General features: G+C 72.2%; 17 protein-coding genes and 1 pseudogene. 5 read left to right on the top strand and 13 right to left on the bottom strand.

What is annotated here, in order from left to right; genetic code table 11:
• Nucleotides 1–81: 81 nt before the first annotated feature.
• Together ABD339_RS02260 and ABD339_RS02255 are read right to left on the bottom strand one after the other, a co-directional pair.
• The gene (locus tag ABD339_RS02260; RefSeq protein WP_344561530.1) at nucleotides 82–3,684 is read right to left on the bottom strand and encodes a hydantoinase B/oxoprolinase family protein; all 3,603 of its coding nucleotides are present in this window, start codon (nucleotides 3,682–3,684) and stop codon (nucleotides 82–84) included.
• A 183-nt stretch (nucleotides 3,685–3,867) separates the two neighbouring features.
• Complete coding sequence (locus ABD339_RS02255; protein ID WP_344561618.1) at nucleotides 3,868–5,424, bottom strand: HEAT repeat domain-containing protein; 1,557 nt, start codon at nucleotides 5,422–5,424, stop codon at nucleotides 3,868–3,870.
• 308 nt (nucleotides 5,425–5,732) lie between these two features.
• Between ABD339_RS02255 and ABD339_RS02250 the strand changes: the two genes are divergently transcribed.
• On the top strand, nucleotides 5,733–7,325 hold the full coding sequence (locus ABD339_RS02250) for a PP2C family protein-serine/threonine phosphatase (RefSeq protein ID WP_344561528.1): 1,593 nt from the start codon (nucleotides 5,733–5,735) through the stop codon (nucleotides 7,323–7,325).
• Nucleotides 7,326–7,416: 91 nt separating this feature from the next.
• Here the strand turns inward: ABD339_RS02250 and ABD339_RS02245 are convergent, their stop codons facing one another.
• Entirely contained in the window at nucleotides 7,417–8,961 is a 1,545-nt protein-coding gene (locus tag ABD339_RS02245) for a DNA-binding protein NsdB (protein ID WP_344561526.1), read from the bottom strand.
• A 292-nt stretch (nucleotides 8,962–9,253) separates the two neighbouring features.
• Between ABD339_RS02245 and ABD339_RS02240 the strand changes: the two genes are divergently transcribed.
• On the top strand, nucleotides 9,254–10,435 hold the full coding sequence (locus ABD339_RS02240; RefSeq protein ID WP_344561524.1) for an aminoglycoside phosphotransferase family protein: 1,182 nt from the start codon (nucleotides 9,254–9,256) through the stop codon (nucleotides 10,433–10,435).
• A 283-nt stretch (nucleotides 10,436–10,718) separates the two neighbouring features.
• Nucleotides 10,719–12,746: an N-acetylmuramoyl-L-alanine amidase gene (locus ABD339_RS02235; protein ID WP_425575854.1), complete on the top strand. Its 2,028-nt coding sequence runs from the start codon at nucleotides 10,719–10,721 to the stop codon at nucleotides 12,744–12,746.
• 168 nt (nucleotides 12,747–12,914) lie between these two features.
• Here the strand turns inward: ABD339_RS02235 and ABD339_RS02230 are convergent, their stop codons facing one another.
• Nucleotides 12,915–13,412 carry a hypothetical protein gene (locus ABD339_RS02230; RefSeq protein WP_344561522.1) on the bottom strand — a complete coding sequence of 166 codons (498 nt, stop codon included), beginning with the start codon at nucleotides 13,410–13,412 and terminating at the stop codon, nucleotides 12,915–12,917.
• A gap of 211 nt (nucleotides 13,413–13,623) precedes the next feature.
• Between ABD339_RS02230 and ABD339_RS02225 the strand changes: the two genes are divergently transcribed.
• Nucleotides 13,624–13,878 (top strand): hypothetical protein, encoded by a 255-nt coding sequence (locus tag ABD339_RS02225; protein ID WP_344561520.1) that lies wholly within the window; start codon nucleotides 13,624–13,626, stop codon nucleotides 13,876–13,878.
• 169 nt (nucleotides 13,879–14,047) lie between these two features.
• Here ABD339_RS02225 and ABD339_RS02220 read toward each other — a convergent pair.
• From ABD339_RS02220 to ABD339_RS02200, 5 genes and pseudogenes are all read right to left on the bottom strand, one after another.
• Nucleotides 14,048–14,267 (bottom strand): annotated as a pseudogene (locus ABD339_RS02220) (DUF397 domain-containing protein).
• Between the two features lie 100 nt (nucleotides 14,268–14,367).
• Nucleotides 14,368–15,588: a thiolase domain-containing protein gene (locus tag ABD339_RS02215; RefSeq protein ID WP_344561518.1), complete on the bottom strand. Its 1,221-nt coding sequence runs from the start codon at nucleotides 15,586–15,588 to the stop codon at nucleotides 14,368–14,370.
• Nucleotides 15,585–16,712: a thiolase domain-containing protein gene (locus ABD339_RS02210; RefSeq protein ID WP_344561516.1), complete on the bottom strand. Its 1,128-nt coding sequence runs from the start codon at nucleotides 16,710–16,712 to the stop codon at nucleotides 15,585–15,587. The genes ABD339_RS02215 and ABD339_RS02210 overlap by 4 nt, the downstream gene beginning before the upstream one ends.
• Nucleotides 16,709–17,671, bottom strand: a complete 963-nt coding sequence (locus ABD339_RS02205; RefSeq protein ID WP_344561514.1) for a Zn-ribbon domain-containing OB-fold protein — start codon at nucleotides 17,669–17,671, stop codon at nucleotides 16,709–16,711. Before ABD339_RS02205 ends, ABD339_RS02210 begins: the two co-directional genes overlap by 4 nt.
• A gap of 61 nt (nucleotides 17,672–17,732) precedes the next feature.
• On the bottom strand, nucleotides 17,733–18,536 hold the full coding sequence (locus ABD339_RS02200) for a crotonase/enoyl-CoA hydratase family protein (RefSeq protein ID WP_344561512.1): 804 nt from the start codon (nucleotides 18,534–18,536) through the stop codon (nucleotides 17,733–17,735).
• Nucleotides 18,537–18,745: 209 nt separating this feature from the next.
• Between ABD339_RS02200 and ABD339_RS02195 the strand changes: the two genes are divergently transcribed.
• Nucleotides 18,746–20,371 (top strand): acyl-CoA synthetase, encoded by a 1,626-nt coding sequence (locus tag ABD339_RS02195; RefSeq protein ID WP_344561510.1) that lies wholly within the window; start codon nucleotides 18,746–18,748, stop codon nucleotides 20,369–20,371.
• A 105-nt stretch (nucleotides 20,372–20,476) separates the two neighbouring features.
• On the opposite strand, the gene ABD339_RS02190 is transcribed toward ABD339_RS02195, so the two are convergent.
• The 4 genes from ABD339_RS02190 to ABD339_RS02175 form a co-directional block, all read right to left on the bottom strand.
• Complete coding sequence (locus tag ABD339_RS02190; protein ID WP_344561508.1) at nucleotides 20,477–21,235, bottom strand: alpha/beta fold hydrolase; 759 nt, start codon at nucleotides 21,233–21,235, stop codon at nucleotides 20,477–20,479.
• A 17-nt stretch (nucleotides 21,236–21,252) separates the two neighbouring features.
• A complete protein-coding gene (locus ABD339_RS02185; RefSeq protein ID WP_344561506.1) occupies nucleotides 21,253–22,707 on the bottom strand; it encodes an amino acid permease in 1,455 nt (484 codons plus the stop codon).
• A 181-nt stretch (nucleotides 22,708–22,888) separates the two neighbouring features.
• Nucleotides 22,889–24,439, bottom strand: coding sequence for an acyl-CoA synthetase (locus tag ABD339_RS02180; RefSeq protein ID WP_344561504.1), 1,551 nt, complete (start codon nucleotides 24,437–24,439; stop codon nucleotides 22,889–22,891).
• 259 nt (nucleotides 24,440–24,698) lie between these two features.
• Nucleotides 24,699–25,805 carry an NAD(P)H-dependent flavin oxidoreductase gene (locus ABD339_RS02175; RefSeq protein WP_344561502.1) on the bottom strand — a complete coding sequence of 369 codons (1,107 nt, stop codon included), beginning with the start codon at nucleotides 25,803–25,805 and terminating at the stop codon, nucleotides 24,699–24,701.
• Nucleotides 25,806–25,818: the final 13 nt, after the last annotated feature.

Raw genomic sequence — 25,818 nt, 5'->3', positions numbered from 1 at the left:
CACCCCGGGGAATTGGGACAACACGAGGATCGCCGGGGAGGCGCACGGCCCCGCGGGCAGCGAGGTCCGCCCCCATGTGCCTCACCCGGCGGGCGGCCGGGTGCCGTAGCCGCCGCCTCCCGGAGTACGCAGCACCAGCATGTCGCCCGCCGCCAGTTCCACGGCGTCCCGCCCCGCGAGGTCCTCCGTGCTGCCGTCCGCGCGCTCCACGGTGTTGACGCCCAGTGCGCCCACCGCGCCTCCTCGCATGCCGTAGGGGGCGATACGGCGGTGCCCCGTCAGCAGGGCGACGGTGACCGGCTCCAGGAAGCGCAGGGCGCGCACCACCCCGTCGCCGCCGCACCACTGTCCGGCGCCCCCGCTGCCCTCGCGGACGTGGAAGTCCTCGACGCGCACCGGATACCGGAATTCGAGCACTTCGGGGTCGGTGAGCCGGGAGTTGGTCATATGGGTCTGCACGGCGTCGGCGCCGTCGAAGCCCTCGCCCGCGCCGGAGCCGCTCGCGACCGTCTCGTAGTACTGGACGCGGTCGTTGCCGAATGTCACGTTGTTCATCGTGCCCGAGCCCTCGGCCTGGATGCCGAGGGCCTCGTAGAGGGTGCCGGTGACGGCCTGGGAGGTCTCCACGTTTCCCGCGACGGTCGCGGCCGGGTAGGCGGGCGCGAGCATCGACCCGTCGGGGATGCGCACCTCCAGCGGCGTCAGACAGCCGCTGTTGAGCGGGATGTCATCGGCCACGAGTGTGCGGAAGACATACAGCACGGCCGCCATCACCACGGAGCTGGGCGCGTTGAGGTTGTCCTCGCGCTGGGGCGAGGTGCCGGAGAAGTCGAGCCGCGCGGTGCGCCGCTCCCGGTCCACGGTCACGGCGAGCCGGATGACGGCGCCGCTGTCGGTCTCGTACGCGTACTCCCCGTCGCCGAGGGTGGCGATGATGCGGCGCACGGACTCCTCGGCGTTGCCGCGTACGTGCCGCATGTACGCCTGTACGACGTCAAGGCCGAACTGGCCGGTCATTTTGCGCAGTTCCGCGATGCCCTTCTCGTTCGCCGCGATCTGGGCCCGCAGGTCGGCGAGGTTGGTGTCCGGGTCGCGCGAGGGGTAGCGGGCCGAGGTGAGCAGCGCGCGGGTCTCCTCCTCGCGCAGTACGCCGTCGCGTACCAGGGGCCAGTTGTCGAAGAGCACTCCCTCTTCCTCGACAGTGCGGCTGAAGGCCGGCATGGAGCCGGGGGTGAGGCCGCCGATCTCGGCGTGGTGGCCGCGCGAGGCGACGAGAAAGAGCAGCCGCCGCTCCTCCCCCTCTCCGAAGACAGGGGTGACCACGGTGACATCGGGCAGATGGGTGCCGCCGTGGTACGGATCGTTGATCGCGTACACGTCCCCGGGGCGCATCCGGCCCTCGTTGCGCCGCAGCACCTCCTTGATGGACTCCCCCATCGAGCCCAGGTGCACCGGAATGTGCGGCGCGTTGGCGATGAGGTTGCCCTCGGGGTCGAAGAGGGCGCAGGAAAAGTCGAGCCGCTCCTTGATGTTGACGGAGTGCGCGGTGTTCTCCAGGCGCACGCCCATCTGTTCGGCGATGGCCATGAAGAGGTTGTTGAAGACCTCCAGGCGCACCGGATCGACGGCGGTGCCCAGCGCGGGCGCGGCGTCCCGGTCGCGGACCCGGGTCAGCAGCAGATGGCCGTTCGGATCGGCCGCCGCCGCCCAGCCGGGGTCCACTACCGTCGTGGCATCCGGTTCCGCGATGACGGCGGGCCCCTCCACACGCTGCCCCGGCCGCAGTTCCGCCCGCCGGTACAGAGCCGTCTCGCGCCAGCGCCCGCCCGTGAACATGCGCACCAGGTCCGCGGGCCGGGGCCTGCCCTCGCCGGGCTCGGGCGTCACCGGATGGGCGGTGACGGGCCCGGCGGCGCCCGTCGCCTCGGCCACGGCGGTGGCGACCACGAGCGGCTTGTCCATGGTGAAGCCGTAGCGGGCACGGTGTTGCGCGGCGAAATCCTCCGCCATCCGGCCGGCTTCGTTCAGCGGGACGGTCAGTGAAGCATCCGAGCCCGCGTAACGCAGCTGGAGCCGGGAGGAGGTGGTGATGGCCTCCTCGGGAATGCCGTCCGCGCGCAGTTCCTGACGGGTGCGCCGCTCCAGACGGGCGCACAGCTCCCGTACCTCCGTGAGTCGCTCGTCCGTCAGTTCCGACTCGACGGACTGCTCACGCAGGGCCGTCGCGTCGGCCACCCCGATGCCGTACGCGGACAGCACCCCGGCCAGCGGCGGCACCACCACGGTGCCGATGCCCAGCGCGTCCGCGACGGCGCAGGCGTGCTGGCCGCCGGCGCCGCCGAAGCTGGCGAGAGCGTAGCGGGTGATGTCGTGGCCGCGCTGTACGGAGATCTTCTTGACGGCGTTGGCCATGCTGAGCACGGCGATCTCCAGGAATCCCGCCGCCACTTCCTCCGGGGTGCGCCCGTCGCCGATCTCCCGCGCCAGCCGGCCGAAGCCCGCGCGTACGGCCTCCGCGTCCAGCGGCTGATCGCCCCGGGGTCCGAAGACGGCGGGGAAGTGCGCGGGCTGGATCCTGCCGAGCATCACATTGGCGTCGGTGACGGTCAGCGGTCCCTTCCGCCGGTAGCAGGCGGGCCCGGGCACGGCTCCTGCCGAGTCGGGCCCCACCCGGTAGCGGGCGCCGTCGAAGTGCAGCACCGAGCCGCCGCCCGCCGCCACGGTGTGGATGTCCATCATGGGCGCGCGCATCCGCACCCCCGCGACCTGGGTGCCGAAGACCCGCTCCAGCTCGCCCGCGTAGTGCGACACGTCGGTGGAGGTGCCGCCCATGTCGAAGCCGATGACCCGCTCGTGTCCGACCTCGGCGCAGCTGCGGGCCATGCCCACCACGCCGCCCGCAGGCCCGGAGAGCACCGCGTCCTTGCCCCGGAAGTGCCCCGCCTCGCGCAGCCCGCCGTTGGACTGCATGAACATCAGCCGCACGCCGCGCAGTTCGGCCGCCACTTCATCGACGTAGCGGCGCAGCACGGGCGAGAGGTAGGCGTCCGCGACGGTGGTATCGCCTCGTGGCACCAGCTTGATGAGCGGGCTCACCTCGTGGGAGCAGCTCACCTGCGGGAACCCGCACTCGCGTGCCAGGCGCGCGACCTCGCGTTCGTGCGCCGGGTGACGGTAGGAGTGCAGCAGTACGACCGCGGCGCTGCGGAAGCCGTCGCCGTACGCCGCGCGCAGGGCCTCCGCGGTCGCCGCCGCGTCGAGCGGCAGCACCGTCCGGCCGTCGGCACCGGTCCGCTCCGGAACCTCGATCACTCGTTCGTACAGGGCCTCGGGCAGCACGATGCGGCGGTCGAAGATGCCGGGCCGGTTCTGGTACGCGATACGGAGCGCGTCACGGAAGCCGCGCGTGATGAGGAGGACCGTCGGCTCGCCCTTGCGCTCCAGGAGCGCGTTGGTGGCCACGGTGGTGCCCATCTTGACCGCGTCGATGCGGTCCGCCGGGACAGGGGCGTCCGGCGGGATGCCCAGCAGCCGCTTGATGCCGGTGACAGCGGCATCCTGGTCCGGCCGTCCCGGATCGTGCGACAGCACCTTCTCGGCCACGACGGTGCCGTCCGGACGCCGCCCCACGACATCCGTGAACGTCCCGCCCCTGTCCACCCAGAACTCCCACCGAGCGCCCATTCCCCCATGGTGCCCCGCGACCGGCCCTCACGCCGCGGCGACGGCACGGCGAGACGCGCCACCGCGCCGCCGCTTCCCGCCGCGACGGCTGGTGCCGTGACCGGCGATGTCTGCCCCTCAAGGAGCGTCGTCGTGGGGGCACCGCCCGCGCGAGCGGAGCCGAGCGTCGGGGAGTGCGGGGTACTAGCGACCCGGGCGGAGGCGGTCGCGGACCGCGTCCTGGACTCCGGCTTCCTCGGCCGGATCCGCCGCGAGGCGGCGGAGGCGGTCGACCACGCGGGCGTCACCCGTGGTGGCGTGGCCCGCGGCCACCTCGCGGGTGGCCTCCTCGCAGTCCCACAGGCATTCGATGGCGAAACCCGCGGGAAAGGACGGGTCGGTGACGGCCAGTGCGCGGGCCGCGCGCAAGCGCAGCTGGGAGGAGGCGGTCTCCCGGTAGATGTGCCGCAGGATGGGCGCGGCGCAGCCGATGGTCAGCCGGCCAGCACCCTCGACGAGCGGCCACAGCGCGGGGCTGTCCGGGCCTTCGAGCCGGACCGTGCGCCGCAGTGCGGCGAGCACCGCGTCGGTGTCCCGCGCTCCGCCCCGGCAGGCGAGCATCTCGGCGGCGACAGCGGCGAGCCCGGGGGCCAGGGTGTCCTCGGGGGCCGCGGCCCATCGCCTGGCGCGTTCGAGCGCGGCCATGGACCGCATCCGGGCGAAGGCGGAGAGCGCGGAGCCGGAGACGGTCTCGTCGGGGTGACCCGCCGCCTCCTCGATCAGGTCGAGCACATCGGGGTCGTTGCGGTCGGCGAGGTGGCGCAGCGCCGCCGCGCGCGCGGCCTCGCGGGGGCCTCGGGCCGCGGCGAGCAGCTGAGGCCGCTCCTCCGCGCCGGCGACGGCCGACAGACAGCGGGCGGCCGGTGCCACACGGTGTTGCGGGGGGTGCTGGTCGTGTCCGTCCTGGGCCCAGTCGAGGATTTCCTGGACGCTCCAGCCGGGGCGCGGGCCGGGGGTGCGCAGCTGGCGCTGCCAGCGGTCGAAGAAGCCGCTCTCCTGGACGCGTCGCAACCGCTCGGCCTGCTCGGGGTGGTCGGGGTCCTCGGCCCACAGCCGCCAGGGGCGGGGCTCGAAGGCGCCCCGCGCGGCGGCGGCCAGCTCGGCATCGCCTTCCGGAGTCCGGGGGAAGCGGGCCAGGATGGTGGGGCCCAGGGGGCGCAGTCCGGCGTCGTCGTCGCGGACGGCCAGCTCGTCCAGCGCCCACTGCCAGTTGGTGCCGACGGCGGCGTAACGGCGCAGCAGCCGCAGCGCGGCGTTGTCACCGGCCTCGCTGCCCCCGGCGGCGCTCTCCCCGGTGCCACCGCCGAGCCCGTCGACGGGCTCGTGGGCGTCCTCATCGCCGGTCCGGCTCCGGGGGGCGCCGCCGTACGAGGCGAGGTGGCCGAGGACGGAGAGCGCCAGTCCGGTGCGGGCCTCGGCTTCTTCGGGCGTGCACAGCAGGTCTTCGGGGTCGAAGAGGTGTGCGGCGATGTCGTCGAGGCAGGCGTCCAGCTCGCTGTGCAGACGGGCGTAATACAGCGAGCGGTGCTCGATCTGCCAGTCGCGCCTGGGGTCGTGCAGAACGCAGTGCCGCAGCGCGGCGAGCGCTTCGGCACGGGGCGCCGCGAGCGCGTGCAGCGTCCCGTCGCCACGGCCTCGCTGAAGGAGGCCGAGCAGCGTGCCGCTGGGCGCTATGTCTGAATCGACGGAATCGACGAACATAAGAGTCAGCATCCGGTGCGGGGTATTCGACTGGCAACGGGATTTCCGTTGCCCGCCATTCTTGCCGGTGACCGCGGTTCTACTCCTGAGTTTTACCTCCGGGAGCACGTGCCTGGTCAAGAGCCGGAGCTTACCCGGAAGAGCGTGTTCCGCCGAGTCGGGACGGATCGGGCCGACCAGTCGGTACGAAACGGCGGTCTGTGACATATGACCGAAGCACCACCGCATCGGGTCTGGCCGAATCCCTTACAGGCGGTCGCGGGCTGTGCGAAAGTCGTAACCGACCCTCACCCCGTACGGGAGCCTCTATGTCGTCCCATTTCCATGCGGACCGACCGGCCGCGCAGCCCCCCGAGCGCGGCGCGCTGGATGCCCTGATCACGCAGACCCGAAGGCTGCGCGGCGGCGTGGACGCGGTGCGGCGGGGCACCGGAGGCGAGGCGGACGAGGGCCCTCCGGGCGAGGCCGACCCACGCTTGCGCTGGCAGCGTGCGCTGTGCGAGCTGGCCGTCCACCAGCTGGACGACCTCGGCAGCCACCTCGACCAGTTACGTGAAGGGCTGCCGGCGGAATCCCTCCAGGGCCCGGACGGCCCGCCGCGCGGACGGCCCGCCCCACCGACCACCCCCCCGGGACCCGGCCTCTACGGGGAGCCCCGGGACCCCGCCCCGGAAGGCGCCCTGGGCGCCGCCTACGGCGCCGTGCCGACCCCCCGCGCGGGCACTCCCGCGGCCTCCCCCCTGGTGGGCCGGGTGGGCAGCGCCGACTGGAATCTGCTGATGGACGAGGTGGTCTGGTCCGATGAGCTGTACGCCATCTTCGGCAGGACGCAGGAGGACGGCCCGCTCTCCCTGGACGAGCTTCCCTCGTGGGTGATCCCCGAGGACCAGCCCGCGCTGGCCGCCGCCTTCACCGACTGCCTCGTGGACGGCCGGGCCATCGACCGCGAGTTCCGCGTGGTGCGCCCGGACGGCTCGGTACGGACGCTGCACATGGTGGGCGAGCCCGTGCTCGACGACGACGGCGGGACGGCCTCGATGTGGGCGGTACTGCGGGATGTGAGCGAGCTGCGCCGCAGCGAGAGCGCCGTGAGCGAGAGCCGGGACTTCCTCCAGCGCGAGCGGCAGCTCGCGCAGACCGAGCGCCGGGTCGCCGTTGAGCTGCAGGAGGCCGTACTCCCGCCCTGGCGCGGCTCGTTCCGCTTCCCGCACGGAGACGCGGAGGCCGGTGCGCTGGATCTGGCCGCGCACTATCTGCCCTCGGCCACGGGAGCGCTGATCGGGGGCGACTGGTACGACGCGATGGAACTGCCCGACGGGTCCATGCTGCTGACCGCCGGCGATCTCACCGGGCACGGGGTCGCCGCCACCTCCGGTATGGCGATGCTGCTGGGGGCGGTGCGGGGCATGGCGGTGGCCGGGGTGGAGCCCGCCGCACTGATGGGGCATCTGAACCAGCTGCTGGACTCGGCGGCGCAGCCCGCGCTCGGCAGCGCCGTGTGCTGCCGCTACGACCCGCGCCACCGCACCCTCACGTGGTCGCAGGCGGGCCACCCGGCGCCGCTGCTCTTCCGCGAGGGCGCCGGGCAGGCGATGGCCAGGCCCGAGGGCGTGCTGCTGGGTGTCACCTCGGGCGCCGCCTACGGACAGCGCACCGAACACCTGGCGCCGGGCGACCTCCTGGTGCTGCACACCGACGGACTGGCGCCCCGCAGCGCGCAGTTGAGCCCGGAGCCCGGCGGGGAGGAGCCTCGCACGGGCGCGGAGCGGCTGCTCGGTCTCGCGCCCCGGTTCGCCTCGGCGGGGACAGCGCGGGAATGCGTCCGTGCTGTAGCCGAGGAGTTCGGCGACCGGGAGCGCGAGGACGACGCCTGCGTGCTGGTCGCGCGCGTCACCCCGTAGCCGGTTCGCCTCCTGGCCCTGGTGTGACGGTGTGACCTGGCATCGTCCCCGGCCATCAGGGTTCCCGGCCATCAGGCACCTCGGGCGGGGCTCATACGGATCTGATCCCCCTGACGCCTCCGCTCCTCGAACGCCGGACGTCCTCCGGGGCTTTGAGGCCCTTGGCGCTTCTGGAGGGCTTGGGCGCACGCGGCAGCGCGTCCTCGATCTCCTCGCGCAGATCCTCGATCTTGGGGTATCCGGCGTACTGCCCGGTGAGGCGATACATCTCGCGCAGCCGGTCCCAGGTGCGGTGGGAGGAGTTCTCGTTGATGGACAGCAGCGCGAGCCGCGCGTAACGGTCGGCCTGCTCGGGGTCGTCGGAGAGGAAACAGGCGGAGGCGAGCGAGATGTAGTCGAAGATCTGGGAGCGCTCGCGGCCGTCCTCGCGCAGGGCCAGCGCCCGCCGGGCATGCCGCTGGGCCGTCTCGGCCGCCACCGGTTCGTGCTCCGCGAGCGTGCGGAAGGCGAGCGCCTGCATGCCGTGCAGGTCCGCCTCGTCGAACATCTGCATCCAACTGGGCGGCGGCACATCGCCCTTGTCCGCCGCGAACAGTTCCTCGGCCTTGCCGAGGGTGCGCCGCATGGCCTGCCCCCGCCCCATCGACGCCTGCGCCCACGCCTCGATGGTGTGGAGCATGGCGCGGGTGCGGGGCAGGGCCCGGTCGCCGGAGCCCGACTGGGCGAGCTTCATCAGGTCGAGCGCGTCATCGGGCCTTCCCAGGTGCACCATCTGGCGTGCCGCACGCGAGAGGGCCTCCCCCGCGCGCGGCCGGTCGCCGCCCTCTCTGGCTGCGTGGGCGGCGATGATGAAGTATTTCTGCGCCGTGGGCTCCATGCCCACGTCGTGCGACATCCAGCCGGCGAGCACCGCGAGGTTGGCGGCCACCCCCCACAGTCTGTTCTGGAGGGGCTCGGGGTGGTGGTAGGCGAGCATGCCGCCCACCTCGTTGAGCTGGCCCACGACGGCCTTGCGCTGGAGACCGCCGCCGCGCGCGGCGTCCCAGGCGCGGAAGACCTCGACGGAGTGCTCCAGTGCCTCGATCTCCTGCGCCCCCACGGGGGCCGCCTCGTATCGGTCGAAGGACGCCTGGTCCACGTGGGACAGCGGGCCGGGGGCGCCAGGCGCCCTAGTGGCGGAGAGTTGTACCGGCTCTGTCCGGAGCCAGTCGTACATGGCAGTGGTGAGTGCTGATCCTGCGGCGAGCGCGGCGCCCGCGCCCACCAAGCCGCGTCGGTTGAGCATGAGGTCCATTCCCGTGAATTCGGTGAGGACCGCGGCAATCTGGCCGGGCGGCAGTGGCAGCCCTTCAGCGGGCTCGCCCCTCCCCGCGTGACCCGGCCTGCTGAAGCCGAGGTCCTCGATGGTCACGACACGGCCGAGTCGCTCGGTGAACAGGGCGGCAAGCACTTTCGGCACCGGATCTCGCGGGGTCTCCCCCGTGTCGATCCAACGCCGCACACGCGAGGTGTCCGTCGCCAGCTGCGGATGCCCCATCGCTGCCGCCTGCCGGTTGACCAGCCGGGCGAGTTCGCCCTTTGACCAGCCGGCGAGGCCGAAGAGGTCCGCGAGGCGTGCGTTGGGTCCCTTGGTCACGTCAAGCCCCCAGGTTCTCGGCTGAAGTTGACAGTAACTTCAGCGCAGCGGCCCGGCGAGCATTCGCCAGGGTTCGCCAGGGTTCGCCAGATGGTGTGCCACCCGCCTCCGGGTGTGCTGTAGGAACGCGCCACCCCGGTCATTCTGTCCGACCCGCATTCCCCAGGGTGCACAGGTCGGCGGAGGCTCTTCCGGTCGTGCGAACGGGCCGTTCCGTCCCGTGCGAACGGACGGGTGCGAGACCGGGGAGGTGCGGCCAACCTGTCGGCGCACGAAGGGATCCTGCTCGCCCATGTATCCAGCAACGGCCCCCGTGTCCGTGCAGCCCCGGCCCCGGGCGGCGCCCCCGGTGCAGCCCTGCGCCGCAGGGCCCGCCGTTCTGCCGCCCGGACCGCCCCGTACGGCCGGGCCGCTCGCCGGTTCCGGAAAGTCCCGGCGCGCGCGGGGCACCGGGCCTCAACCCCTCAGCGGGAGACTGGACTTGTCCGGCCCACAGGGTGCGCAGCTCCGTTCCGCCATCGCCTCGGTCCACCGGGTCTGCCCGGACTTCACGCCCGCGCAGCTGCTGCGCAGGCGTGGGCGCTCCGTGCTGCTGGCGGGCACGGCCGGCCGCAACACCGTCATCGCCAAGTGCCTGCTGGACCACTCCCCCGCGTGGGCGGAGCGCTTCCGGCACGAAATAGCCGCCTACCGTGCCTTCGTCAGGCACCGGCCCCCGGTGCGGGTGCCGCGTCTGATCGCGGCCGATCCGGACGCCTGCACGCTGGTGATCGAACGAGTGCCGGGGCGGGTGGCCGCCGCCCAGCGTCATCCTTTCGAGGCACCGTCGCGGTCCGATCTGCGGGCGGTGATCGGCTCGTTCACCCGGATCAACGCCTGGTCGCCCCCGGTGGCGCTCTTCGAGCGTCCGATCGACTACCCGGCGCGCATCACCCGCTTCCACGAGCAGGGGCTGTTGACCGACCGGGACCTGGGCGATCTCCAGAAGCTGCTCCACGGCCTGGCACAGCCCTCCGGCCCCGGCAGCCGGCGCAGCGTGTCCTGGCAGTTCTGCCACGGGGACGCGCTGCTGACCAACGTGATGCTGGGCCCGGCCGGCCCCTCGCTGGTCGACTGGGAACACGCGGGCTGGTACCTGCCCGGATACGACCTCGCGACGCTGTGGTCCGTACTGGGGGACGCGCCGGTGGCGAGGCGGCAGATCAGCCAGTACGCCCAAGCGGCGGGTCCCGCCGCCCGGGACGCCTTTCTGGTGAATCTGATGCTCGTCCTCACCCGGGAGATCCGCACGTACGAGATGGCGGTGCAGCGCACCATGCGCGACTCCTCCCCGCAGGCAACGGCGCAGTCGGCCGCCGCCGTCCGGGCCGGTGGCATGCCCACAGGTGAGGAGCAGCGGCTGCTGTTGCGGCGGCTGCACGACGACTGCGGGATGGCGCGCCGCGCCGTACGGGCGGCGGTCGGCACCCGCTGAGCCGGGCGGCACCGGGGGCCGGCCGCTCCTCACCGGTCCGGATTGCTGGCGGGGACCGTTCCCCTCCTCCCCCGCCGAGAGCCGCGGGCCCGGCGGGGGCAAGACAGCGCGGGGCGGCGGAGGGCCGCCCGCGCCGCGCGGAGGTGCGGCATTCCCCGCGTGGGACGCGCGGGTGCCGCGGCATCCCCTGTCTCAGAGATGATTGACGGATCGTCGGCCAGCCGATACCTCTGTGGACTGCCCGCGCCCGTGATTCCACGGCGCACAGTCCGAGGAGGCTGCTTTGCCAGGATCCTTCCGTGACCCCAACAGACGCACGGCCCCGCGCAACGGTCGGCGTACGGCACGTTCGGCCGCTGTCGGTGCGGCGACGGCCGCGCTTCTGGTGCCGCTGCTCTCGGCAGGCACACACGCGGCGGCCGACCAGCCGGGTGAGATCTCGCTCCGGCGGAGCTTCGTCGACGCGGCCGAGCACTACCGGGTGCCGGAGAGCGTGCTGCTTGGCGTCTCGTATCTCCAGTCCCGCTGGGATACGCACGCGGGGGCGCCAAGCGTTTCGGGCGGCTACGGCCCGATGCACCTCACCGACGCGCGCGCCGCGCTGGCCCACTCCGGCTCGACGGGGCACGAGGGGACGGAGGACGCACGGGGCGATACGCAGCGTGCCGCGCGCACGGCCGCTCCCTCCAAGGCGGCCAAGGCTCGGGAAGCTCTCCAGGAGAAGAGCCCGCCGGCCCGGCTGCGGACGCTGGAGCGGGCCGCCGAGCTGACCGGCAGGCCCCGCGCCGAGCTGCGCTCCACCGTCGCCGCGAACGTGGCGGGCGGTGCCGCACTGCTGGCCGCGGCCCAGCGGCGGCTCGGCCATCCGCTGAGCGCCGATCCGGCCGACTGGTACGAGGCGGTTGCCGCCTTCCCCGACGGAGGCAGTGGGCGGCCGACGGCGACCGGGTTCGCCGACGAGGTCTACGGCGTACTGCGCGAGGGCGAGCGCCGCGTCACCGATACGGGTGAGACCGTCACCCTCAAGGCGAGCCCGAAGCTGCGCGCCGAGCGGCCCGCCACCCGGGCGTCCGGGGCCTGGGACCGGGGCGGGGCCGAGTGTCCGCGTGCCCTGGACTGCGAGTGGTATCCGGCGCCCTACGAGCAGTTCACCAACAACCAGGGCCAGCCCGACTACGGCAACCACGACAGGACCCGTCGCCCCGGCTCGCAGAAGATCGACTACATCGTGGTGCACGACACCGAGGGCTCGTACGAGACGACGCTGCGGCTGATAAAGGATCCGGCCTACGTGTCGTGGAACTACACGCTGCGTTCCTCGGACGGGCATGTGGCACAGCACGTGCGGAACAAGGACACCTCCTGGCACGCGGGCAACTGGTACGTCAACTCCAAGTCGATCGGCGTGGAGCACGAGGGCTTCCTGACCGATCCGGACGCGTGGTACACGGAGGCGATGTACCGCAGCTCGGCGCGGCTGGTGCGGTATCTGGCCGACCGGTACGGCATTCCGCTCGATCGCCAGCACGTCCTGGGACACGACAACGTGCCGGGCACGACGGCCTCCACGGTTGCCGGGATGCACACCGACCCGGGCCCGTACTGGGACTGGCAGCGCTACTTCAAGCTGCTCGGTAAGCCCTTCACGCCGACTGCCGGCCGGGGCTCCCAGGTGGTGACCATCCGGCCCGCGTACGACAAGAACAAGCCGGTCTTCACCGGTTGCGAGAGCGCGGACAAGCCGTGCCCGGCGCACGGTTCGGCGGCGGTGCGGCTGCACACCGCACCGGATGCTTCATCCTCGCTGGTCAAGGACGTGGGCCTGCGACCGGACGGTGGCCCCTCCACGACGGGCGTGAACGACACCGGGGCACGCGCCACCACCGGCCAGCAGTACGCGGTGGCCGGTCGCGAGGGCTCGTGGACGGCCATCTGGTATCTCGGGCAGAAGGCGTGGTTCCACAACCCGGCCACCCGCCCGACCGCCGTGCCCGCCGAGGGCGCCATGATCACTCCCAGGGCGGGGCACGAGGAAATTCCGGTCTACGGCCGCGCCTACCCGGAGAAGGCGGCCTATCCCGGGAACGTCCCCGTCCAGGCGCTGTCGCCCCTGCCGTACAAGGTTCTGGCGGGCCAGCGGTATGTCGCCGGGCTGAAGACCAGGGGCGAGTATCTGTACGCCGTGGACTTCGACCCGGATGCCCGTACGTTCCAGGTGGTGCGCGGGAAGCAGGCGTACTACCAGATCCAGCTCGGTCACCGCGTGGCGTTCGTGCGGGCCGAGGATGTACGGATGGTCAGCTCCCGCTAGTCACCGTGCGGCGATGACGGAGCCCGGTCGGGCGAGGGGCGGTGCGAGGGCGGTGAGCACGGGAGTGCCGCCGCCCTCGTGACGTGTGCGGCCACCCGTGGGACGGGGGGAAGGAAGAAGAGAAGGGGGCCGGGCCACCGTCGGGGACGGGCCTGCGGGGCCCAGGGGTCACTGCTGGAACATCTCGGCGGGCAGCGGCTTGAGCAGCGCGTAGAGGTCGTTGGTGATCGGCCGGTCCCAGCTGGCGATGGTGACCAGGACGCCGTCACTGCGGTCGAACTGGACGCAGGAGATGCGGTCTTCCGACAGCTTGATGCGCCGCACGATCAGGAGGTTGTCCTCGTGCATCACCGGGTCGTCCTCGGTGCCGGTGACCTCGACCGGCTCGTCGTTCTCCAGCGCGGCGAGCAGCTGGGCGACCTCGAACGGCACCTGGTCGTCCCCGACCTCCCGCGCGGGTGAGCCTTCGGGCAGGTTGCCGATGATCATCGCGGGTCCGCGTCCGCCGAACAGGTCGTACCGCAGGAAGACGCCCTGACAGGTGCCGTCGGGCGCGGGCAGCAGCCCGGCGCCGAGATTCCCGGGCCAGTCGGACGGGTCCATGGCCAGGACATCGAAGTCCGGGCCCGCTGGCACGGCAGCACTGCGGCGGCGGAGGAACGACATGCCGCAATAGTACGTGGCCGCCACTCCACACCCACGGCAGAGCCCCCGTACGAGACCCCCGTACGAGAACGGCCACGCCTCCGGCCCGAGGCCCCCGGTCTTGGCGGACGCGGTGACCGGTGACCCGTGCGGTGGCGCTGAGGCCGGGGCCAGGGCTGAAACGGCGAGGCGGCGCGAGGGGGACGGCGGCCGGGTGGGCGGGGGCGCTGCTGTGTGCGCGCCGCGTGCCGTGCGCGCGGCGCCGGGCGCGCTCGGGCACGAGGCGGTGCGCGCGGTGGGCGAGGAGGTGGCGGGGCTGCGCGAAGAAGGCGGCGGGAAGCTCGCGTTGATCGCGCCGGAGGGGCTCGCGGACGCGCTGGCCCCCGCGCTGCCCGGCGAGGTCCGGGCGGTGCGCGGCGGCGCTGCGGCGCTGCGGCGCTGCGGCGCTGCGGCGCTGCGGCGCTTGATGTTCCGGTGGCGGTGCTGACGGTGACGAGGCGAAGGGGCTGGAGTTCGACCGGGTCGTGATCGCCGATCCGGTGGGCGTCGCCGCCCGGTCGCCACGGGGCGGGCACGACCTGCGTGTGGCGGTCACCCGCGTCACCCACCGGCTCACCCTGGTCCACGAGGGGGAGCTGAGCGGGTCGCCCGGCTGCTCATGTGAGGTCGAACTCCCCTTCGCGCGCACCCCGCACGAAGGCGCGCCACTCTCCCGGGTCGGGGATGAGTGCGGGTTTGTCGGGCCGGCGGCCCTGCCGCATCGCGACGAAACCCTCGACGAAGGCGATCCCCACATCGCCGCTGCCCCGGCTGCTCGACTGCCACTGCGACGTGGCTCAGATCGAGTTCGGGCTGCTCGGTGGTGCTGTAGGCCACTCCTGTGCTCCTCCCGGTCGTCGTCCCGGCCGCCACCCTCACCACGGCTGTGCCCGCGCGGACAGGCCGCGGAGCCGTTCGCCGGGCTGCCGGGCGGGGTTCAGGACGCGGGCGGGGTGTCGGCGACCAGCCACATGGAGAAGAACTGGGAGCCGCCCCCGTAGGCGTGGCCGAGCGCTCTGCGCGCCCCCTCCACCTGGTGCTCGCCTGCCATGCCGCGCACCTGGAGGGCCGCCTCGGCGAAACGGAGCATGCCGGAGGCGCCGATGGGGTTGGTGGAGAGCACCCCTCCGGAGGGGTTGACCGGCAGGTCGCCGTCCAGTTCGGTGGCGCCCGACTCGGTCATCCGCCAGCCCTCGCCCTCCTTGGCGAAGCCGAGGTTCTCCAGCCACATCGGCTCGTACCAGGAGAAGGGCACGTACATCTCGACCGCGTCGATCTCCCGGCGCGGGTCGGTGATCCGGGCCTGGCGGTAGACGTCGGCCGCGCAGTCGCTGCCCGCGCGGGGCGAGACGGCGTCCTTGCCCGCGAACAGGGTGGGTTCGCTGCGCATCGCGCCGCCGTGCACCCAGGCGGGCCGCCCGGCCGCGCGGGCGCCGTCGCGGTCGGTGAGCACCATGGCGCAGGCCCCGTCGGAGGAGGGGCAGGTCTCCGAGTAGCGGACGGGGTCCCACAGCATGGGTGAGGAGCGGACCTTCTCCAGGGTGAGGTCCTTCTCGTGGAGGTGTGCGTACGGGTTCTTCAGCGCGTTGCGGCGGTCCTTGTAGGCGACCAGGGATCCGATGTGGTCCGGCGCTCCGGTGCGGTGCATATAGGCGCGCACATGGGGCGCGAAGAAGCCGCCCGCGCCCGCAAGCAGCGGCTGCTGGAAGGGGACGGGCAGGGACAGGCCCCACATCGCGTTGGACTCGGACTGCTTTTCGAAGGCGAGGGTGAGAACCGTGCGGTGCACGCGGGCGGCGACGAGGTTGGCGGCGACCAGCGCCGTACTGCCGCCGACGGAGCCCGCGGTGTGTACGCGCAGCATCGGCTTGCCGACGGCGCCGAGCGCGTCCGCCAGGTACAGCTCGGGCATCATGACGCCTTCGAAGAAGTCGGGCGCCTTACCGAGGACCACGGCGTCGATGTCCTGCCAGGTCAGGCCCGCGTCCTCCAGCGCCCGTACGGCGGCCTCCCGCACCAGTCCGGCCAGGGAGACGTCGTGGCGGGCCGCCACGTGTTTGGTCTGGCCGACGCCGATGACGGCCACCGGTTCCTTGTGCGCGGCGCGCGCGGTGGGTGCGGCGTGCGTGGACCGTGCGGCATGTGCGGCGCTGCTCATGCGGGCTCTCCTTGGGCTGCGTCGTCCCGGGCCGTTTCTCTCGGAGCCGCCTCGTCGGACTCCAGGACGGCGACCAGGTTCTGCTGAAGACAGGGGCCCGAGGTGGCGTGGGCGACGGCGCGGCGCGACTCGCCGCGGCTGATGCGCGCCGCCGCCTCGCCGATCCTGATGAGCCCAGCGGCCATCACGGGGTTGGCGGCCAGCGGCCCGCCCGAGGGGTTGACCGCGGTCTCGCCGTCCAGCCGGAGCGCCTTGCGGAGTACGACCTCCTGGGAGGTGAAGGGCGCGTGCAGTTCGGCCGTGTCGGGCGGGGGCGCGGCGGCGTCGAAGAGTCCGGCGCGTTCGGCGGCCAGCCGGGTGGACGGCGAGTCGGTGAGGTCGCGTACGCCCAGGCTGTGGGCCTCGATACGGTGGTCCATGCCGCGGATCCAGGCGGGCCGCGCCGTGAGCCGGCGGGCGGTGTCCCCGGCGGCCAGCACGACGGCTGCCGCGCCGTCGGTGACGGGCGGCACGTCGTGCACCCGCAGGGGCTCGGCCAGGTAGCCGCGCTCCAGCAGCTCGTCCACCGGCGCGGAACTCCGGAGCTGCGCACGGGGGTTGTCGGCGGCGGACGCCCTGCTGCGGGCGGCGATCCGGGCCAGCTCCCGCTCGTCGGTCTCCCCCGCGTCGAGGAGGGCGCGGGCCTGGAGAGCGGCCAGGGAGACGGAGTCGGGCCACAGCGGGGCGAGGTAGTAGGGGTCGAGCTGACGGGTGAGGACCTCGGGCAGGTCACCCGGGGAGGACTTGCCGTAGGAGTAGACCAGCGCTGTCTCGGCCTCGCCGGTCAGGATCTTCACCCACGCCTCGTACAGTGCCCAGGCACCGTCCATCTCCACGTGCGACTCGGAGATCGGGGGCCAGGCGCCGACGCCGTCCAGCGCCATGGTGAAGGAGAAGGCGCGCCCGGCGAGGTAGTCGCAGGAGCCGGAGCAGGTGAAGCCGATCTCGCCGGCGCTCAGCCCGGTCCGGTCCAGTACCTCGCGCAGCACCGGCATCAGCATCTCGACTTCGGACAGTTCGTCGGCCGCGCGTACGTGCCGGGTCTGCGCGAAGGCGACGACGGCGACCTCCCCGGGGCGTGTCACAGCAGCTCCTTGTAGGTGTCGTAGGCGGCGTCGGGCTCGCCGGTGGGGCGGTAGTGGTCGGGGTAGCGTCCGTTCCCGGTCCAGACGGGCTCCACGCGCAGGCCCATGCGCACCTGGTCGTAGGGGATGCCGGCGATGCGGCCGTGCAGCGCGAGCCCGGCGCCGTCGAGCGCGATGTGTCCGTAGACGTAGGGCACTTCGATGTCGAGGTTCTTGGCCTTGATGTTGACGACGCAGAAGGTGGTGACGGTCCCGCCGGGCCCGACCTCGACCTGCTCGCCGGTGGGGACGCCGCAGGTGGGGCAGGCGCCGCGCGGCGGTACGTAGACGTTGCGGCACTCGGGGCAGCGCTCTCCGAGCGTGCGGCGTCCGGCCAGCGCCTGGAGGTAGCGGGTCTGGGCCCGGCCGGGGGTGTAGGTGTAGTCGAGGCGGGCCTTGGCGACGATGCCGGTGACCGGATCGGCGAACTGCCCGCTGTGCGGGGCGGCTTCACCTGCCGGGGCCTCGTGTCCGGCCGGCTCGAAGCAGGCGATGTCGGTGATGGCACCCGTGCGCTCGGCCGCCCAGCGGACACGGACACGCATGCCGGTGTGCACGGCGTCGGGGCCGGGTGCGTCCAGCGCGTGCAGCAGGGCACTGTCGGCGCCGTCGAGGCGGACCAGCACCCAGGCGAAGGGATGGTCCAGGGGCTGGCCCCGGCGCGGTGTCCCGTTCCAGGACCAGGTGGTGACGGTGCCACTCTGGGCGACCTCGACCAGGTCGCGGATCTCCTCTGCGGTGACCGGGTCGTACTCGGCCGGCGGGACGAGTACCCGACCGTCGGATGCCGTGACGCCGAGGACGGTCCGCTCCCTGAGCCCGGTGAGGAACGCGCTTTGCACGGGGCCGAGTGACCTGGTGAACGGGAACTCGACGACCAGCGGAGCGCTGAGCGGTGCGGGTGCGGAGGCTGCGTTCATAGATGGGTACCTCCCCGTAAGAGCTGGCCTGGTTGCCGTGTGCGGGATGGCGGCGCGGTCCTCACCGCCGATGGAAGTGCGGCTCGCGTTTCTCGGCGAAGGCACGCGAGCCTTCCTTCGCGTCGGCCGTGCCGAACAGCGGCCATCCGCGCTCCAGTTCGAGCGCGAGTCCGTCGGCTTCCGGCAGTGAGGCCGTGTCGTGGACGGACGCCTTCACGGCCTCGACGGCCAACGGTCCGCACGCGTTGACGCGTTCGGCGATCTCCAGCGCCTTCTCCAGCGCGCTCCCGTCCGGGACGACATGGCCGATCAGACCGATCCGGGCGGCCTCCTCTGCCGGGTAGGGCCGTCCGGTGAGCAGCATCTCCAGCGCGTGGGTGCGCGGGATCTGGCGCGGGAGGCGGACCGTGGAGCCGCCGATCGGGAACAGCCCCCGGCGCACCTCGTAGAGCCCGAAGACCGCGCCCTGTCCCGCCACCCGGATGTCGGTGCCCTGGAGGATCTCCGTGCCGCCTGCCACGCAGTGGCCCTCGACGGCGGCGATGACCGGTTTGCGGGGCCGGTGGTGTCGCAGCATCGCCTTCCAGTGCAGGTCGGGGTCCTCGCGCAGCCGTCGGCGGTAGTGGTCGCCGCTCATGCCGCCGCCGTCCGCCAGCGCCTTGAGGTCCATGCCGGCGCAGAAGGTGCCGCCGGCTCCGGTGAGGACGACGGAGCGCACGTCGTCGTCCTCGTCGGCCTCCAGCCAGCCGTCGTGGAGGCCGACGAGCATGGGCAGCGAGAGGGCGTTCTTGGCTTCGGGGCGGTTGAGAGTGAGCACGAGGGTGGCTCCCACGCGCTCCAGGGACAGGTGTTCGGTGCCGCCCATCACGGTGTCCTCCCGTCTGCGGTCCGCCTGGGACCTGGAACAGGTTGCAGTAGCCGGGCCGGTACTTCAAGAGTTTTCTGACAGGTAGTCAGTTTTCTTGTGCCGCCCCCTTCCCGTCTCCCCGCGCCGGTGCTCTGATGACCTGCACACCGTCCGCCACCGACGGTCACCGACTGCCACCATCCGTTCCGGGCATGGAGGAGTGCGCCGTGGAGTACAACCTTGCCGACCTGTTCGAGTCGATCGCCGACAGCGTCCCGGGCCGCGAGGCACTGGTGTACGTGGACCATCCGGGCACCGGCCAGGAGCGGCGGCTGACCTACGAGCAGCTGGACCGCGCGGCCAACCGCCTCGCCCACCACCTGGCCGGCAGCGGAGTGGCGGCGGGCGACCACGTCGGCCTGCACCTGTACAACGGCGTCGAGTACGTGCAGACGCTGCTGGCCTGCCTGAAGATCCGTGCGGTGCCGGTCAACGTCAACTACCGCTATGTCGAGGACGAGTTGGCCTACCTCTACCGGGACGCCGACTTGACCGCACTCGTCTTCGACGGCGAGTTCACCGCGCGGGTGGCCGCCGCGCTGCCCCGCACGGACAAGCTGCGCCACCTGCTGCGCGTCGGCACGGCCCCCGAGGGTGCGCCGGAGCCTGGCAGAACGCCGGTGCCCTTCGACGAGGCGGTGGCGGCCGGCTCCCCCGCGCGGGACTTCGCGCCCCGTTCGGGGGATGACCTGTTCATCATCTACACCGGCGGCACCACGGGCCTGCCGAAGGGGGTGATGTGGCGGGCGGAAGACCTGTTCTTCTCCGGCCTGGGCGGCGGCGCGCCCACGGGCGAGCCCGTACAGCGGCCCGGGGAACTGGCCGAGCGGGCTGCGGCCGGCGGCGAGGGGCTGGTCTTCTTCCCCACTCCCCCGCTGATGCACGGGACTTCCACCCTCACCCTCTTCATCGGGCTGAACTACGGCCAGAAGGTCGTCATCCACCGCAAGTTCGTGCCCGAGGAGGTGCTGCGCACGATCGAGCGCGAGCGGGTGACGGCGGTCTCGCTGGTCGGGGACGCCATGCTGCGGCCTCTGGCCGACGCGCTGGCCGGACCGTTGAAGGGTACGGACTGCTCCTCGCTGCTGGCGGTCTCCAGTTCGGGCGCGGTCTTGTCGAAGACGGTGCGCGAGCAGTTCGCCGCACTGGTGCCGCACGCGCTGCTCATCAACAACTTCGGCTCCTCCGAATCCGGCTTCAACGGGACGGCCACGGCGGACTCGGGGCCGGGGAAGGGATTCCGCATCACCGTCAACGACGGCATGGCCGTGGTCGATCCGGCCACCCACGAGCCGGTGCCGCCCGGCGAGGTGGGCCGGATGGCGCTGCGCGGCCATGTGCCGCTGGGCTACTACAACGACCCGGCCAAGAGCGCCGAGACGTTCTTCACCGCGCGGGGCGCCCGCTGGGTGCTGCTGGGCGACATGGCGACCGTTGACGAGGACGGCGTGGTCACCGTGCTCGGCCGGGGCTCGCAGTGCATCAACACGGGCGGCGAGAAGGTGTACCCGGAAGAGGTGGAGGAGGCCCTCAAAGCCCACCCGGACATCTATGACGCGCTCGTGGCCGGCATACCGGACCCGAAGTGGGGCAGCCGGGTCGCCGCCGTCGTCGAGCTGCGCGCGGACGCGGAACCGCTCAGCGGCGAAGGCGTCACCACACACTGCCGCACCCGTCTCGCCGGCTACAAGGTGCCGCGTACGGTCGTCTTCTGCGACCGTATCCAGCGCTCGCCGAGCGGCAAGGCCGACTACCGGTGGGCGAAGGAGACCGCCCAGCAGGCCGGGGGCTGAGCCCGCCGCGAGAGGGCGGAGGTCCCCCTTCCGCACCCCGGCACCGCCGGGCGACCGGCGCTGGCGGTCGGTCGGCGGTCGGCGACCGGCGGTCGGCGCCGGACCTCAGCTCCGGTCGCCCGCGCCGTCCCCGTCGTCCCCGCCGCCTCCGTCATCCCCGGCGCACTCGGCCAGGAAGGTCTGTACGGCCGAGGCGAACTCCGTGGGCCGGGCTTCGTGGACGAGGTGCCCGGCTCCCGCGACGGTGATGTGCCGTGCCCGCGGGATCCGTTCGGCCATGCGCGCCAGGTCCTCCTGGGGCAGGTGGCTGCGGTCGCCGCCGCCGATCAGAAGGGTCGGTGCCGTGATCCGGTCGAGGTCGTCCCACCAGCGCGGATCGGGCTCGTTGCGCTGGCGCGTCCACTGGACCTTCACCTCCCAGTCGAACGACTGCTCGCCCTGCGGCCGGTCCGGCACCTCCTGCGGCGGGCGTACGGGCTTCATCGCACCGGTCTCCTCCAGCACCAGCCGCGCCACCCGGTCCGGGTGCTCCTGCGCGAAGAGGTAGGCGACCACGGATCCGAAGGAGTGGCCGATCAAAATCGCCGCTCCGATGCCGAGTGCGTCGAGGAAGCCGAGCAGGTCCCGCCGGAAATCGTCCATGGCGTAGGCGCCCGGCCAGTCGCTGTCGCCGTGTCCGCGCAGGTCCAGCGCGTACACGGGGTGCGCGGCGCCGAGCTGGGAGATCAGCGGGCCGCGCCAGTCCTCGCCGTCCTCGCCCAGGCAGTGCAGCAGCACGACGGGTACGCCCCTCTCCGCGCCCCAGGCACGGTAGACGAGCCGTACCCCGCCCGTACGGACGGTCCGCGTTCCGTTTTCACTCATAGGCGGGACCGTACCCGTTACCCGTCCTTCTTCCCCACGGACGGCGACGCCTCCCCGGCGGGCCGCTTGGCCAGCTCCGAGCGCCGGTAGGAATACGCGAAGTAGACGGCCAGGCCGATGACGAACCAGATGCCGAAGCGCACCCAGGTCACCCAGGACAGATAGGTCGTCAGCCACAGCGAGAAGACCACGCCGAGCACCGGCACCACGGGCATCCCCGGCAGACGGAACTGGCGCGGCAGATCGGGCTGCTTGTAGCGCAGGACGATCACGGCGACACACACCACGACGAAGGCGAGCAGGATGCCGATGTTGGTCATCTCTGCGGCCTCCTCGATGGGCAGGAAGCCGGCGATCACCGCGGAGCCCGCACCGACGATCCAGGTGACGCGGGTGGGAACCTTGCGCACCGGGTGGGTCTTGGCGAACCACTTGGGCAACAGCCCGTCCCGGCTCATGGCGAACCAGACGCGGGTGACGCCCATCATGAAGGTGAACATCACCGTGAGAATGCCGATGATGGCGCCGACGGCGATGATGTCGGCGACGCTGCTGAGCCCGACGGACTTGAAGGCGGTGGAGAAGCCACTGTCGGGGTCGATGTCCTTGTAGTTCTGCATGCCCGTCAGCACCAGACAGACGGCGACGTACAGCACCATGGAGATGACCAGCGAGTAGATGATCGCCTTGGGCATGTGCTTCTGGGCGTCCTTGGACTCCTCCGCCGCGGTGCTCATCGCGTCGTAGCCGAAGACGGCGAAGAAGACCGTCGCGGCTCCCGTGAAGGCACCGGAGAGCCCGAAGGGGAAGAACGGCTGGTAGTTGCCGGTCTTGATGTGGAAGACGCCGACGACGATCACCAGCAGGACGACCGCGACCTTCAGGACGACGACCACCAGTTCGAAGCGCGCCGCGCTCTTGATGCCGCGGGTCAGCGCGAACGCGATCAGCAGACACAGCAGCGCCGCGAACAGGTCCACCCGGTGGCCGTCCCCCGTTCCGGGCGCGCCGAGCATCCAGGCGGGCAGCGAGGCGCCCATCTCGTTGATCAGGAAGGAGAAGTATCCGGAGATGCCGATCGCGACCACCGCCACGATCGCGGTGTACTCCAGGAGCAGGTCCCAGCCGATGAACCAGCCACCGATCTCGCCCAGCACGGCGTACCCGTAGGTGTAGGCGGACCCCGCCTTCGGGATGAGCCCGGCGAACTCCGCGTAGGAGAGCGCGGCGCAGGCGCTGGCCAGGCCCGCGACCAGGAACGAGATCAGCACGGCGGGGCCCGCCTTGCCGTTGGCCACCGTTCCGGCGAGGCTGAAGACGCCCGCGCCGATGATGCCGCCGACGCCGATCGCGGTCAGGTGCCGGAGGCCGAGCGTGCGGGACAGTTGCTGGCCCGAGCCCCCTTCCGTCTCGTCGATCTGCTCGATGGGTTTGCGGCGGAGGATGCCCTCGCCGCTCCAGAGCCCGGCCATGGATCTTCTTCTTCCTGCCGTGGGTACGGGTGATCAATCGTGGCGGCGGGCGCGGCCCGCTGCCACGATTGATCATCATGACCCTGGCAGGTGTAGAGAGAAAGTGGTTACACGATCTCCATTGAGCATCACATCTGGCATCTTTTCGGTCACTGCCGTACCCGTGTGCTGCCGGGCCGGGTCACATGGCCCGCTCCCGCCCCTTCCAGAACGGTTCGCGCAGCCTGCGCTTGTAGAGCTTGCCGTTGGGATCGCGCGGCATCTCGGTGATGAAGTCCACTGTCCTGGGGCGCTTGTAGCCGGCCAGGCGCTGCGCGCAGTGCGCCAGGAGGGCCTCTTCCAGTGCGGGGCCGGGCTGCTGCCCGGGCGCCGGCTCGACGACGGCCCTGACCTCCTCGCCCCAGTCATCGTGCGGAATACCGAAGACGGCGGCGTCGGCGACGGCCGGGTGGGTGAGCAGGGCCGACTCGATCTCGGCCGGATAGATGTTCACACCGCCGGAAATGATCATGTCGATCTTGCGGTCCCGGAGGAAGAGATAGCCCTCCTCGTCCAGGTAGCCCAGGTCCCCGACGGTGAAGAAGTCCCCGATACGGTTCTTGCGGGTCTTGCCCTCGTCCTTGTGGTACGAGAACCCGGGGGTGTTCATCTTCATGTAGACGGTGCCCAGTTCGCCCGGCGGGAGCCGGTTGCCCTCGTCATCGAAGACGGCCAGTTCACTGATCGGCCAGGGCCTGCCGACGGTGCCGGGCTTCTTCAGCCAGTCCTCCGCCGTGGCGAAGGCCCCGCCGCCCTCGCTCGCCGCGTAATACTCCTCCACGCACTTCCCCCACCACTCGATCATCGCCCGCTTCACATGGTCGGGGCAGGGCGCGGCACCGTGGATGGCGTGCCGCATGGACGAGACGTCGTACGCCTCCCGGGTGGGCTGCGGCAGGGCGAGCAGGCGGTGGAACTGCGTCGGCACCATGTGCGTGTGGGTGCAGCGGTGGGTGTCGATGAGCCGCAGCATCTCCTCCGGCTCCCACTTGTCCATCAGCACCAGCGGGTGGCCGATGTGCAGCGCGGCCCCGGCGAACTGGAGTACGGCGGTGTGGTACAGCGGGGAGCAGACCAGGTGGACGTTGCCGTCGAAGGGCCGGATCCCGAAGATCCCGAGGAATCCCCCCAGAGAGGTCTCCTCCGGACGTTTGCCGGACAGCGGCCTGCGGATGCCGCGCGGGCGACCGGTGGTTCCCGAGGTGTAGTTCATGACCCAGCCCCCGGCCCGCCCCTCGGGCGGCGCCCCCGACTGCCCGGCCAGCAGGTCGGCGTACGGCCGGAATCCGTCGGCCGCGCCCACGCAGTAGCGGCGCTGCGGCGGCAGGCCCGCCTCCTCGGCCGCGGTGCGCGCGGTCTCGCCGAAGCGGGCGTGCGCGAGGAGCGCCTTGGCGCCGGAGTCGGCGAGGATCCAGGCGATCTCCGGTCCGACGAGATGGTGGTTGACGGGCACCATGTAGAGCCCTGCCTGGGTGGCGGCCAGATAGGCGGCGAGAAACTCCGGCCCGTTGGGCAGCACGGTCGCGAAGGCGTCGCCGGCCTCCAGCCCGGCCGCTCTGAGGCCGCCGACGAGCTTGTTGCACTCCGCGTGCAGGCGGTCGGCTGACCACTCCTCGCCGTCCGGGGCGACGAGTACGGTCCGCGCGGGGTCCGCCTGGGCCTGCGCCCAGAACCCGTTGGGTGCGTCCGGCACGTTGCTGCTCCTCTCGGTGGGTGCGCTGGGTCATCTCGGGACGCCCCGCCCTCACGGCCGGCCGGATATCCGCGCGTTCGCGTATCCGCATCTCTGCGTGTCCGCGTGTCCGCGTATCGCACCGGCTGAGACTCGCGCCCGGTCGCGGACCGTCGTCCGCGAGGCCGAGCCAGGGCGGGCCAGTCCGAATTATTCCGAGTTGCTGGGAATCGTTCCGGGTCGCTTCGAGTCGTACCGGGGTTGCCCGAGTCGTTCCGCTTCAGCTGCCGACGCCGGCGATCGTGTTGAGGCGGGCGACGGCCCGCTCGAATCCGCGGGTCAGCTCGTCCACGACGGCCCGCACCGGGCGTTCGGTGTTCATGGAGCCCACGATCTGCCCCACGGGGGTGCCCAGCAGGGGCTCGACCTCGTACTTCTGAATCCGACTGTTGGCCTCGGCCACCAGCAGCCCCTGGAGCGGCATGGGCAGCGTGCCCGGCCCCTCGGGACTCTCCCAGGCGTCGGTCCACTCCGTCCGCAACTGGCGCGCGGGCTTCCCCGTCAGCGCGCGCGAGCGCACCGTGTCACCGGCTCCGGCCGCCAGCAGCTTGTGCGTCAGGGCACGCGAGTGCAGTTCGGCCTCGGAGGTGGTCAGCCAGATGGAGCCGAGCCACGCCCCCTGTGCGCCCAGGGCCAGGGCTGCGGCGATCTGTTCGCCGCTGCCGATGCCGCCCGCGCACAGCACGGGCAGCGGGTCCACGGCGCGGACGACCTCGGGGGTGAGCACCATGGAGGCGATCTCACCGGTGTGGCCGCCGGCCTCGTAGCCCTGGGCGACGACGATGTCGATGCCCGCCGCCTTGTGCCGCTCGGCGTGCCGGGCGCTGCCCGCCAGCGCCGCGACGGGGATGCCCTGGCGGTGCGCGCGCTCGATCACATCGGCGGGCGGCGAGCCGAGTGCGTTGGCCAGCAGCTTGACGGGGTAGTCGAAGGCGACGTCGAGCTGGCTGCGGGCGACGCTCTCCATCCATCCGGTGATGCGCCAGCCGCCGCCCTCCCCCTCGGGCATTTCGGGCACGTCGTACTTGGCGAGGGTCTCGCGTACGTACTGACGGTGCCCCTCCGGGATCATCGCCTCGACCTCGGCCTCGGTGACGCCCTCCACCTTCTTCGCGGGCATCACCACATCGAGCCCGTAGGGCAGGCCGCCGGTGTGGGTCTCCATCCAGTCCAGGTCGCGTCTGAGTTCGTCCGAGGCGCCGTAGCGGACGGCGCCCAGGACGCCGAAGCCGCCCGCGCGGGTGAGCGCGGCGGCGACGGCGGGGAAGGGGGTGAAGCCGAAGAGGGCGTGCTCTGCTCCCAGTTGTCTGCTCAGCTCCGTCTGCATGGGCGGCAGGATG

Origin of the sequence: Streptomyces axinellae (genome assembly GCF_039532135.1) — a bacterium.
In the GTDB taxonomy this organism is placed as follows: Bacteria; Actinomycetota; Actinomycetes; order Streptomycetales; family Streptomycetaceae; genus Streptomyces; species Streptomyces axinellae.
Note: the sequence above shows the minus strand (reverse complement) of the source record. Positions and strands in the feature narration are given on the sequence as shown.

Excerpts from the sequence above, each read along its gene's own strand:
- ABD339_RS02260 (WP_344561530.1), bottom strand. The coding sequence starts at position 3,684 with ATGGGCGCTCGGTGGGAGTTCTGGGTGGACAGGGGCGGGACGTTCACG.
- ABD339_RS02255 (WP_344561618.1), bottom strand. The coding sequence starts at position 5,424 with ATGTTCGTCGATTCCGTCGATTCAGACATAGCGCCCAGCGGCACGCTG.
- ABD339_RS02250 (WP_344561528.1), top strand. The coding sequence starts at position 5,733 with ATGTCGTCCCATTTCCATGCGGACCGACCGGCCGCGCAGCCCCCCGAG.
- ABD339_RS02240 (WP_344561524.1), top strand. The coding sequence starts at position 9,254 with ATGTATCCAGCAACGGCCCCCGTGTCCGTGCAGCCCCGGCCCCGGGCG.
- ABD339_RS02230 (WP_344561522.1), bottom strand. The coding sequence starts at position 13,412 with ATGTCGTTCCTCCGCCGCCGCAGTGCTGCCGTGCCAGCGGGCCCGGAC.
- ABD339_RS02215 (WP_344561518.1), bottom strand. The coding sequence starts at position 15,588 with ATGAGCAGCGCCGCACATGCCGCACGGTCCACGCACGCCGCACCCACC.
- ABD339_RS02205 (WP_344561514.1), bottom strand. The coding sequence starts at position 17,671 with ATGAACGCAGCCTCCGCACCCGCACCGCTCAGCGCTCCGCTGGTCGTC.
- ABD339_RS02200 (WP_344561512.1), bottom strand. The coding sequence starts at position 18,536 with ATGGGCGGCACCGAACACCTGTCCCTGGAGCGCGTGGGAGCCACCCTC.
- ABD339_RS02190 (WP_344561508.1), bottom strand. The coding sequence starts at position 21,235 with ATGAGTGAAAACGGAACGCGGACCGTCCGTACGGGCGGGGTACGGCTC.
- ABD339_RS02185 (WP_344561506.1), bottom strand. The coding sequence starts at position 22,707 with ATGGCCGGGCTCTGGAGCGGCGAGGGCATCCTCCGCCGCAAACCCATC.
- ABD339_RS02175 (WP_344561502.1), bottom strand. The coding sequence starts at position 25,805 with ATGCAGACGGAGCTGAGCAGACAACTGGGAGCAGAGCACGCCCTCTTC.